Raw genomic sequence first — 11,021 nt, forward strand, 5'->3', positions numbered from 1 at the left:
CGTGCAGGGAATCTGGACCACGGAACGGATTCGCGAGGCGGAGGGCAAGCTGTTCGCCGTCACGCCCGACGGCGAGCTGATGCGCCGGGCGTCGTTCGGCCTGGCCACGCACCTCGCGGGGTTCCTGGCCGAACGCACCGGCGGCGTCGCCGGCCGACGAGTCGTGCTGCTCGTCGGCTCCGGCGACAACGGCGGCGACGCCCTGTGGGCCGGCGCGTTCCTGCGTCGCCGCAGCGTGGCCGTCACGGCGGTGCTGCTGAAGCCGGAGAAGGCGCACGCGAAGGGACTGGCGGCCCTACGGAAAGCCGGCGGCCGCGTGGTGTCCATTGAGGACAGTCCACGGTGGATCAAAAAGGCCGACGTGGTGGTCGACGGCATCGTCGGAATCTCCGGCAAAGGCCCGCTGCGCCCGGACGCGGCACGGCTGATCGAGAACATCGACGCCCCCATCGTCGCCGTGGACCTCCCCAGTGGCGTCGACCCCGACACCGGCGCCGTCGACGGCCCGCATGTCACCGCCGCGCTCACCGTCACCTTCGGCGCCCCCAAACCCGTCCACGCGCTCGCGCCCCGGCAGTGCGGCGACGTCGTGCTCGTCGACATCGGCCTGCGCCCCGAGCTCGGCGAACCCGACCTGCGCCGCCTGGAGCTCACCGACCTCGCCGACCTCTGGCCCATCCCCGGCGCGGGCGACGACAAGTACAGCCAGGGCGTCGTCGGCATCGCCGCCGGCTCGGCGACGTACCCCGGCGCGGCCGTGCTCGCCTCGGGCTCCGCCGTGCACGCCACCGCCGGCATGGTCCGCTACGCCGGCCGCGCGGCCGACGTGGTCCGCGGGCGCTGGCCAGAGATCGTCGCGACGGGCTCGGTCACCGACGCCGGCCGCGTGCAGGCCTGGGTCGTCGGCCCGGGCATCGGCACCGGCTCCGAAGGCCGTGAAGTGCTGCGCCACATCCTCGGCCAGGGCGTGCCCGTCTGCGCCGACGCGGACGCCACCACGATCATCGCCCAGCACCCCGAGGTTCTGGACGCCCGCGACCCCGACACCCCGCTCGTGCTCACACCCCACGCCGGCGAGTACGAACGCCTCATGGGCGCGCGCCCCGGCGCCGACCGCGTGCAGGCCGCCCGCGACGCCGCGAGGAAGTACAACGCCGTCGTGCTCCTCAAGGGCCACTGCACCGTGATCGCCGCGCCGGACGGCCGCGTCGCCGTCAACACCCCGCGCGGCTCCTGGCTTGCGACGGCCGGCTCCGGCGATGTCCTCACCGGCGTCATCGGGTCGCTGCTCGCCGCCGGCCTCGACCCGTGGCTGGCCGCCGCCGCGGGCGCGCAGGTGCACTCGCTCGCCGGGGCGCTGGCCGCGGACGGCGTGCCGACCTCCGCGTCCGGTCTGGTCGACGCGATCCCGGGGGCGCTCAAGCTCGTCCGGGGCACCAGCGACGTAGAAGTTATCGAGTTACCCGTTAACTAACGCGATAAAATCTGGTAAGAACGAGGTGTGAGCACTGGCGCCCCCGATCAGGTGACCCTCAACCGGGTCGACGGTGAGGTGCGCCGTGCCTAGGACTCGCCCGTCCGACGCGGCCGTGGAGCAGCGGCGGCAGGATATCCTCGACCACGTCATCGAGCTCGGCGAGGCGCGCATCGACGACCTCACTGCCCGCTTCGGCGTGAGTCTCATGACGATGCACCGCGACCTCGACGACCTGGCCGACCGCCGCCTCCTGCGCAAGCTGCGCGGCAAGGTCGAGGCCTACCCGGCGCTGACGATGGAGACCGCCAGCCGCTTCACGCTGCACTCCGCCGAGAAGGAAGCCCTCGCCGAGGCCGCGATCAAGCACGTCGAACCCGGCCAGACGGTGTTCGTCGACGACTCCACCACGCTGTTCCCCCTGGTCGAGCGCTTGGCCGACCTCGACGGCCTCACCGTGATCACCAACTCCCTGCGCGCCGCCAAGCTGCTGGGCGACGGCGTGACCGTCGTCGTCGCCGGTGGCCGCTACCACCCGGAATACGACTCCTGCTCCGGCCCCGACGTGCTGGCGCTGCTGGAACGCACGCGCGCCGACATCGCGTTCGTGTCCGTGAGCGCCGTCGCCGTCGGCCGGCTCTTCCACCCCGTGCAGGACTACGCCGAGCTCAAGAAGGCCGTGCTGCGCGCCGCGAACCGCAATGTGCTCGTGCTCGACCACTCGAAGTTCGGCCGCACCGCGACCTTCGCGCACGGCGACGTCGGCGACTACGACCTCCTGATCACCAGCGAGATCACCCCGACCGAGGAGATCGAGGCCGCGCTCAACGCCGGCACGGCCGTGGAGACCGTCGAGCACGTCGAGGAGGGGCAGCCCTATGACAGCTGAGCTGGTGGCCGGGATCGACTCGTCGACCCAGTCGACGAAGGTCGTGGTCTGCGACGCCCGTACGGGCGCCGTCGTGCGCACCGGCCGCGCGCCGCACCCCGACGGGACCGAGGTCGACCCCGCGGCCTGGTGGCAGGCGTTCGGCGAGGCCACCGACGGGCTGCTCGACGGCGTGAAAGCCCTCGGCATCGGCGGCCAGCAGCACGGCATGGTCACGGTCGACGAGGACGGCGAGGTGGTTCGCCCCGCTTTGCTCTGGAACGACACGCGCTCCGCGCAGGCCGCCCAGGACCTCACCGAGGAACTGGGCGGTGCCGGTGTCTGGGCCAAGTCCGTGGGCTCGGTGCCGGTCGCGAGCTTCACCGTCACCAAGCTGCGCTGGCTCGCTGAGCACGAGCCCGCCAACGCCGACCGCGTCGCTCGTGTCCTGCTGCCGCACGACTGGCTCACCTGGCGCCTGCTCGGCAAGCCCGAGCAGGCCGTGACCGACCGCGGCGACGCGTCCGGCACCGGCTACTTCTCGCCGACGGAGAACGCCTACCGCGTCGACGTCCTGGCCCACGCGTTCGGTGGCCGCACGCCCGAGCTGCCGACCGTGCTCGGCCCCGCCGATGTCGCCGGACACACGTCAGACGGCCTGCTCGTCTCCGCCGGAACCGGCGACAACATGGCCGCCGCGCTGGCGCTGGAGCTCGCGCCCGGCGACGCCGTGATCTCCCTCGGCACCAGCGGCACCGTCTTCGGCGTGACCGAGACCGGTTCGGCCGACGCGAGCGGCCTGGTCGCCGGGTTCGCCGACGCCACCGGCCGCTTCCTGCCGCTCACCGCCGCCCTGAACGCCGCCCGCGTGCTCACCGCGGGCGCGACCATGCTCGGCGTCGACCTCGCCGAGTTCGACCGCCTCGCGCTCGCCGCGGAAGCGGGCGCCGGCGGGCTCACGCTGCTGCCGTACCTCGACGGCGAACGCACCCCCAACCTGCCCGACGCCACGGGCTCGCTCCACGGCCTGACCAGGGCGAACATGACGCCCGAGAACCTGGCCCGCGCCACCGTCGAGGGCATGCTGTGCGGCCTGGCCGCAGGCCTCGACGCCGTGCGCGCGCAGGGTATGGACGTCCGCCGCGTGCTGCTCATCGGTGGCGGCGCGCAGTCGGCGGCCGTGCGGGCCGTGGCGCCGATCGTGCTCGGCGTGCCCGTGGTGATCCCCGAGACGGGCGAGTACGTCGCCCTCGGTGCCGCCCGCCAGGCCGCCTGGGCGCTGGCGGGCACCGCCGAACCACCCGCGTGGGTGGCCGAAGGACCTGGAAACCGGCTCGTGCTGGACGAGCCGGCCGAGGCGCAACGCGCCGCGGGCAAGGAAATCCAGCGACGCCACCTCGAAGTGCGGGAAGCCGCGCACGGGGTTCCCGCGAAATTCGGAGAGGACTGACCGATGGCCACCATCACCTACGACAAGGCGACCCGGCGCTACCCCGGCACCGAGCGGCCCGCCGTCGACGCACTCGAGCTGGAGATCTCCGACGGCGAGTTCCTCGTGCTGGTCGGCCCGTCGGGTTCGGGCAAGTCGACCGCGCTGCGCATGCTCGCGGGCCTGGAGGATGTCGACGAGGGTTCGATCTGGATCGGCGACCGCGACGTGACGCAGCTGCCGCCGCGTTCGCGCGACATCGCGATGGTGTTCCAGAACTACGCGCTGTACCCGCACATGACCGTCGCGCAGAACATGGGCTTCGCGCTGAAGATCGCGGGCCGCCCGGCGTCGGAGATCAAGCAGAAGGTGCTCGAGGCCGCGAAGCTGCTGGACATCGAGCAGTACCTCGACCGCAAGCCGAAGGCGCTCTCCGGTGGTCAGCGCCAGCGTGTCGCCATGGGCCGCGCGATCGTGCGTGAGCCGCAGGTGTTCCTCATGGACGAGCCGCTGTCCAACCTGGACGCGAAGCTGCGTGTCTCCACGCGTACGCAGATCGCCGCGCTGCAGCGCCGGCTCGGCGTCACCACCGTGTACGTGACGCACGACCAGGTCGAGGCCATGACGATGGGCGACCGCGTGGCCGTGCTGTCCGACGGTCTGCTGCAGCAGTGCGACACCCCGCGCGCGCTGTACGACCACCCGGCCAACGTGTTCGTCGCCGGCTTCATCGGCTCGCCCGCCATGAACCTCGTCTCGGCGAAGCTCACGGCCGACGGCGCCGAGATCGGTGGCGCGAGCGTGCCGCTGGCGGCGTCGATCCGCTCGGCCGCCGACGGTGACACCGTGACCCTGGGCTTCCGCCCCGAGTCGCTCGAAGCCACCACCGACACCAACGGCACGCTGCCCATCAAGGTGGACCTGGTCGAGGAGTTGGGCTCCGACGCGTTCGTCTACGGCAAGCTCGCCGGCGGCGCGGGTGACCTGGCCGCCGAGGGCGCGTCGAAGAACGTCGTCGTGCGCGTGGACCCGCGCCAGACGCCGTCGATGGGCGACACCCTGCACCTGCGGATCCGTCCCGACGAGCTGCACGTGTTCTCCGGCACCACCGGGCTGCGCCTGCCCTGACGCACTGCCCTGTCGGACCCGCATGGGAAACTGGCGGTCGCTATGACTGCCAGTTTCCCGCGCGCGGAGGTCGTGATCGACCTCGACGCCGTGCGCCACAACGTCGCCCTGCTGGCCGGCCGTGCCGCCGGCTCGGCCGTGATGGCCGTGGTCAAGGCCGACGCGTACGGCCACGGCGCGGTCCCCGTCGCGCGGGCCGCGGTGGAGGCGGGCGCCACCTGGCTGGGCACGTGCTCGCTGGGTGAGGCGCTGGACCTGCGGAACGCCGGGCTGTCGGTGCGGCTGTTCAGCTGGCTCGACGTGCCGGAGGTCGACTTCGGGCCCGGCATTCTCGCGGACATCGACCTGGGTGTGAGCTCGGTCGACGAGCTTGAGCGCATCGCTTCGGCCGCGAAGCAGGTGGGTCGTCGCGCGCGCGTGCACCTGAAGATCGACACGGGCTTGTCGCGCAACGGTTGTCAGCCCGCCGACTGGCCCGCGCTGGTCGCCGCGGCCGCTGCTTCGTCCGACGTGGACGTGGTCGCCGTCTGGTCGCACCTCGCGTGCGCCGACGAGCCGGGCCACCCGTCGATCGACATCCAGGCCAAGCGCTTCGCCGATGCCTATGACGTCGCGCGTGCTGCCGGGCTCGACCCGCTGCGGCACCTGGCCAACTCCGCGGCCGTCCTGACGCGGCCGGACCTGCACTTCGACCTCGTGCGGCCCGGCATCGCGATGTACGGGCTGAACCCCGTGCCGCAGCACGAAGACCTGCGCCCGGCGATGACGTTCCGCGCGGCCGTGGCGCTCACGAAACGCCTGCCCGCAGGCGAGTCCGTCTCCTATGGACACACGTGGACGGCCTCGCGGGACACCACCGTGGCCCTCGTACCGGCCGGATACGCCGACGGGGTGCCGCGGTCGTTGTCGGGCCGCATGGACGTGTGGCTGGGCGGGCGACGGCGGGAAGTCGTCGGGCGCGTGTGCATGGACCAGCTCGTGGTCGACTGCGGTGACGACGCCCCGGCGGTCGGCGAAGAGGTGGTGCTGTTCGCGTCCGGTGCGAGCGGTGAGCCGACCGCGCGCGAGTGGGCCGACAAGCTGGGCACGATCGACTACGAGATCGTCACGTCGATGTACCGTCCGCGCGTGCAGCGGCGGTACCTGGGGGAGAGGCCGTGAGCCCTTCGGCTCGGTTGTGGGCGATCGTCGGCGGTCTCGGCGCGGTGGCCACGGGTACGGCCGCCGCGGCCCTCGTCGCGGCGCAGCAACGCAGGCAGAGTGAGGACCAGTACGTGGACGAGCAGCTGGGCGAGCTGAAGCCCGACCGCACGTCGACGGTCGCGGCCGAGGACGGCACGCCGCTTTCGGTGGAAGAAATCGACCCCGAAGACGGCGGCGAGCCCGAGGTGACGCTGGTCGGCGTGCACGGGTTTGCGTTGTCACGCAAGTCCTGGCACTTCCAGCGCCGCGCCATCGCGGCGCTGCGGCTGCCGCGCGTGCGGCAGGTGTACTACGACCACCGCAGCCACGGCCTTTCCGGCGCGGCGACGGCCGACACCAGCACCATCGAACAGCTCGCGCACGACCTCGACAGCGTGCTGCGCGCGATGGTGCCCGAGGGCCCGATCGTCCTCATGGGACATTCCTTGGGCGGCATGGTGATCATGGAGCTGGCGGCGGAGAACCCTTCGCTGTTCGAGGATCGCGTGTGCGGGGTCGCGTTCATCGCGACGGCCGCGGGCGAGGTGGGCGCGCGCGGGCTGCCGCGTTCGCTGCTGTCGAAGTACAACCCGTTGACGCGCGGCGTCGGCAACCTCGCGGGCTGGCAGCCGGGCCTGGTGGAGTTCGTGCGCGCGGCCGGCGGGCAGCTGGAACGGCAAGCCGTGCGGCGCCTGGCGTTCGGCAGCCGCGACGTCTCGCCGCGGCTGGTGGACTTCATGATCGCGATGCTCGCCGTGACGCCCGTGCGCGGCCTGGTGAACTTCGTCGGCACGCTCGGCAGCCACAACCGCTACGCCGCCCTGGCGGGCCTCAAGCACACCCAGGTCCTCGTGATCGGCGGCGACTCCGACCGGTTCACGCCGTTCTCGCACGCCGAGCGCATCGCGGCCGAACTGCCCGAGGCCGAGCTCGTCCGCGTGCGTGGCGCGGGCCACATGGTGCAGCTCGAACAGCCCGACCTCGTCACGGGCCGGCTCATCGATCTTCTGCAGCGCTGTTCCGGAAGCGCCGCACCCAACCGGCGGAACTGGTGGTGGACACGGTGACGTTCCTTCTCGCGACCCCCGACGACACGATGGCCTTCGGCCGCTCCCTGGGCGCATCCCTGCGCGCGGGCGACCTGGTCCTCCTGGCGGGCCCGCTGGGCGCCGGCAAGACCACGCTCACGCGCGGCATCGCCGACGGCCTCGGCGTCGGCGGGCGCGTCAGCTCCCCGACGTTCGTGCTGGCGCGCGTCCACGCCCCGGGCGCTGCCGGCGTGCCCCTCATCCACGTCGACGCCTACCGCCTGGGCGGCGACCTCGCCCAGCTCGACGACCTGGACCTCGACACGGACCTGGAACGCTCCGCCGTCGTGGTGGAGTGGGGCGAGGGCTCGGCGGAACGGCTGTCCTCGGACTACCTGGTCGTGCGCATGTCCCGCCGCGACGACGACGTGCGCGAGATCTCGCTCGAACCGCACGGCTCTTGGGCCTCCCGAATGTCGGCCCTGCCGACGGCCTAGGCTCCGGCCCCCGCACGACGCCCTTCGCCCATCCCATCGCGGCGGGCCTGCATCCGGCTGCCTTTCCCATGGCAAGCTGCCAATCTCTGTGGCAACCCGTGATCCCTTGCCGCAAACCTCAGTGACGTTCGGCAAGCTCCGCCGTCGCATGGCAACTTGCCGCCGCCTCTGGCAGGCCCGCCACGCGACTGGCGACTCAGACCCGGCAAGCTGCCCGCCCCTATGGCAATCGCACGCTCCCCGGGGCAAGCCTCGTTGATACTTGGCAAGGCGCGCCATTGACTGGCCGCGTGCCGGGGCGTGTGGCAAGTCGGCTGGGCGCGGCGGCTCTCCGGCAGGCTGCGCGCTTCTGTGGCGTTCGCGGGCTCGGGGCGGCAAGCCGTGTTGAGGGTTGGCAAGGTGCGCCGTTGACTGGCCGCGTGCCGAGGCGTGTGGCAAGTCGGCTGCTTGGTTGGCGGCTGCGGCTGGCAAGCTGTCCACCTTTGCGGCATCCACGAGCCACGTTTGGCAAGTGTCGGTGGTATTTGGCAAGGCGCGCCGTCGGGTGGCAGCTTGCCGGTGTGAGTGGCAAGTGCATCGTGGCCGGCAACTCGGTGGGTGGCCGGCCGCACCGTTCAGGCCTTGACGATCCCCCGCGCCAAGCCGAGTTCGACGAGGTCCTGAGGGCGCAGCCGGAGCTGGTCGGCGGTGGCTGGGATCTCCGTCATGGGGCGTTTCAAGATCGCGGCCGCGGCTTCCGGCGAGGTGACCGAGAAGTATGCGTCCGGAGCGATCCAGGTGTTGTCCGGGGCCGCGAAGGCCAGGGCGCCGCCGGAGCCGCCCTCGCCGATGACCAGGGTGGTGACCGGCACCGTCGCGGTGGCGATGGCCTCGAACAGCGAGGCGATGGCCGGCCCGGCGCCGCCCTCTTCGGCGGAGGCGTCGTTGGCGGCGCCGGGGGTGTCGACGAGCGTCAGGACCGGGATGCCGAGCCGCGAGGCCAGGTGGACCAGACGCGCGGCGGTGCGGAAGCCCGCCGGACGCGTCGCGGTGCCGCACTGGGCGGCGAAAGCGAGCGCGCGCCCGTCGCGCCAGCCGAAGCCGCACAGGACGCCGTCGTCGACGGCGCCGGTGCGGTCGCCGCGCAGGAGCTCGTGCCAGTCGAAGTAGGCGTCCAGGTACGAGGCCGCGCGGGGCCGCCGAGAGGAGCGGGCGGCGCGGACGGCGTCCCAGCCGGTCGAGGGCACCGGCACGTCACGCAGAGCCGCCGGGGGAGGGGCCGGCGACGAAGACCGCGAAGTCACCAGCCGCAGCCAACGCTCCAGCACCGACCCGAGCGAAGAAGGCGAAACCAGCTGGTCGACCTGCCCCCACTCGTACTTCGCCTCGACCGTGTAAGCCTCCGAAGGCGACGTCGCCGGCCGCACGCGCGAGCCCGCGAAACCCACCTGCGCCAGCGGCAAGCCGAGCACCACGTCGGCGCTCGCGCCCAGCGTCGCCCAGCCGCCGCCGGTCGTGGGGTCGCGCAGCACGGAGATCTGCGCGACGCCGTCCGCCCGCGCCGCCGCCGAAGCGCGCGCGATCCGCTGCAGCTGGGACAACGCGCGCATGCCGTGCTGCATGCGACTGCCGCCCGTCGCGATCAACGCCACCACGGGCAGTTTCCGCGACCGCGCCAGGGAAAACGCGGCCTCCACCCGATCACCGGTCCGGCGCCCGATCGACCCGCCGAGGAACCCGAACTCCCACACCACCAGCACCGCGGGCGTCGCACCCACCAGCGCCTCACCGACGATCACCGACTCCGTCTCGCCCGTCCGTGCCGCGGCCGCCGCGTAGGCGTCGCGGTAGCCGGGCCAGCCGAGTGGATCGTCGACACTACCGTCCACATCAGACAGTTCAGTGAACCCGGTCGACACCTGCGCGATGACCTCGCGGGCCGAGGGCCTCACCCCAGCGCTCGCTTCAGGATCTTGCCCATGTCGTTGCGCGGCAACGCATCCAGGAAACGCACGACCCGCGGCCGCTTGTGCGGGGCCAGCAATTTCGAGACGTGATCCGCCAGCTCGGCAGCCGAAGGCGGCGAGCCCGAAGGCACCACCCACGCCACGATCCGCTCGCCGAGATCGTCGTCCGGCTCTCCCGTCACGGCCGCCTCGGCGACGCCCGGGTGCTCCAGCAGCGCGTTCTCGATCTCCCCGGCGCCGATCTTGTACCCGCCGCTCTTGATGAGGTCGGTGGCCTTGCGCCCGACGATCTTCACGTACCCGTCGGCGTCGCGCGTCGCCATGTCGCCGGTGCGGAACCAGCCGTCGGCAAGCGCGGCAGCCGTCGCGTCCGGCCGGTTGAGGTACTCGGTGAACAGGTTCGGGCCGCGCACCTGGATCTCGCCGACGGTCTCCAGTTCAGTGATCTCGACGCCCGCCTCGTCCACCAGCCGCAGCTCGACACCCGCCAGCGGCACGCCGACCGTGCCCGGCTTGCGCTCGCCGTCAGCGCGGACGCTGGTGTTCATCAGCGTCTCGGTCATCCCGTAGCGCTCCACGACCTGCTGCCCGGTCGCCGCCGTGATGCGCTGGTGGTCGTGCACGGGCAGCGCCGCCGACCCGGACACCAGCAGCCGGGCCCCGCGCAATGCCGCGGCCAGCGCGGAGTCCGAAGCCACCGTCTCCGCGATCCGGTGGTACATCGTCGGGACGCCGAACATCATCGTCGCGCCGCTGGTCAGTTCCTTCGCGACGCCCTCGGTCGAGAACCGCCCGAGGTGCCGCACCGAGCCACCCCGGCGCAGCGGGCCGAGGATCCCGAGGATCAGCCCGTGCACGTGGAACAGCGGCAGCCCGTGCACCAGCACGTCGTCGCCGGTCCACTCCCACGCGTCCTCCAGCGCGTCCAGCGTCGACGAGACCGCGCGGCGGGGGAGCACCACGCCCTTCGGCGGGCCGGTGGTGCCGGAGGTGTAGACGATGAACGCGGGCGCCTCGGCGTCCGGCTCGGCAGCCGGCACGGACCCCGACCCGGTGAGCGGGATGTCCCGGCGTTCGAGCTCCGCGAGCCCGTCGGGAAGCGTGACGCCGGCCTCCGCCAGCACCAGCGCCGGCGTGCTGTCGGCCAGGATGTGAGCGAGCTCGCGTTCCCCGATCTTCGGGTTCAGCGGCACCACGGGCACCCCCGCGAGCAGCGCGGCGACCACGGCGACGCTGGTGTGCAGCGTCGGCGTCGCCCACACCGCGACCCGGCCGGCGGGCAGCTCGCTCGCCAGGGAACCGGCGACCGCGCCCAGCTCGGCGTAGGTGAGCGCCTGGTCACCGAACCGCAACGCCTCCCGGGGAGAACCGTCGGTGATCGCGGGGAACAGCGGATCGGGCACGGTGAGGACCTCCTGCGGCGCGGCGTCGGCGGGCGTCTCACCGGCACCGTACCGCGCCGTGACCTC

General features: G+C 72.6%; 9 protein-coding genes. 7 read left to right on the plus strand and 2 right to left on the minus strand.

What is annotated here, in order from left to right; translation table 11 throughout:
* The first annotated feature begins 1 nt into the window (after position 1).
* The 7 genes from ACQPXB_RS04260 to tsaE all read left to right on the plus strand — a co-directional run bounded on the left by ACQPXB_RS04260 (position 2) and on the right by tsaE (position 7,606).
* Positions 2-1,474: an NAD(P)H-hydrate dehydratase gene (locus ACQPXB_RS04260; RefSeq protein WP_432849580.1), complete on the plus strand. Its 1,473-nt coding sequence runs from the start codon at positions 2-4 to the stop codon at positions 1,472-1,474.
* An 85-nt stretch (positions 1,475-1,559) separates the two neighbouring features.
* Entirely contained in the window at positions 1,560-2,363 is an 804-nt protein-coding gene (locus tag ACQPXB_RS04265) for a DeoR/GlpR family DNA-binding transcription regulator (RefSeq protein ID WP_366575738.1), read from the plus strand.
* Positions 2,353-3,792 carry a xylulokinase gene (gene xylB, locus ACQPXB_RS04270; RefSeq protein WP_366575736.1) on the plus strand — a complete coding sequence of 480 codons (1,440 nt, stop codon included), beginning with the start codon at positions 2,353-2,355 and terminating at the stop codon, positions 3,790-3,792. The genes ACQPXB_RS04265 and xylB overlap by 11 nt, the downstream gene beginning before the upstream one ends.
* Positions 3,793-3,795: 3 nt before the next feature.
* Positions 3,796-4,899 (plus strand): ABC transporter ATP-binding protein, encoded by a 1,104-nt coding sequence (locus ACQPXB_RS04275; protein ID WP_386946415.1) that lies wholly within the window; start codon positions 3,796-3,798, stop codon positions 4,897-4,899.
* Positions 4,900-4,941: 42 nt separating this feature from the next.
* On the plus strand, positions 4,942-6,060 hold the full coding sequence (gene alr / locus ACQPXB_RS04280; RefSeq protein ID WP_366575732.1) for an alanine racemase: 1,119 nt from the start codon (positions 4,942-4,944) through the stop codon (positions 6,058-6,060).
* Entirely contained in the window at positions 6,057-7,148 is a 1,092-nt protein-coding gene (locus ACQPXB_RS04285; RefSeq protein ID WP_432849584.1) for an alpha/beta fold hydrolase, read from the plus strand. Before alr ends, ACQPXB_RS04285 begins: the two co-directional genes overlap by 4 nt.
* Positions 7,145-7,606 carry a tRNA (adenosine(37)-N6)-threonylcarbamoyltransferase complex ATPase subunit type 1 TsaE gene (gene tsaE, locus ACQPXB_RS04290; RefSeq protein ID WP_432849586.1) on the plus strand — a complete coding sequence of 154 codons (462 nt, stop codon included), beginning with the start codon at positions 7,145-7,147 and terminating at the stop codon, positions 7,604-7,606. The genes ACQPXB_RS04285 and tsaE overlap by 4 nt, the downstream gene beginning before the upstream one ends.
* Positions 7,607-8,220: 614 nt before the next feature.
* Here the strand turns inward: tsaE and ACQPXB_RS04295 are convergent.
* Complete coding sequence (locus ACQPXB_RS04295) at positions 8,221-9,537, minus strand: carboxyl transferase domain-containing protein (protein ID WP_366575727.1); 1,317 nt, start codon at positions 9,535-9,537, stop codon at positions 8,221-8,223.
* The gene (locus ACQPXB_RS04300; RefSeq protein WP_432857282.1) at positions 9,534-10,955 is read right to left on the minus strand and encodes an acyl-CoA synthetase; all 1,422 of its coding nucleotides are present in this window, start codon (positions 10,953-10,955) and stop codon (positions 9,534-9,536) included. Before ACQPXB_RS04300 ends, ACQPXB_RS04295 begins: the two co-directional genes overlap by 4 nt.
* Positions 10,956-11,021 lie beyond the last annotated feature (66 nt).

It is taken from the genome of Amycolatopsis sp. CA-161197 (genome assembly GCF_050942255.1).
Lineage (GTDB): Bacteria > Actinomycetota > Actinomycetes > Mycobacteriales > Pseudonocardiaceae > Amycolatopsis.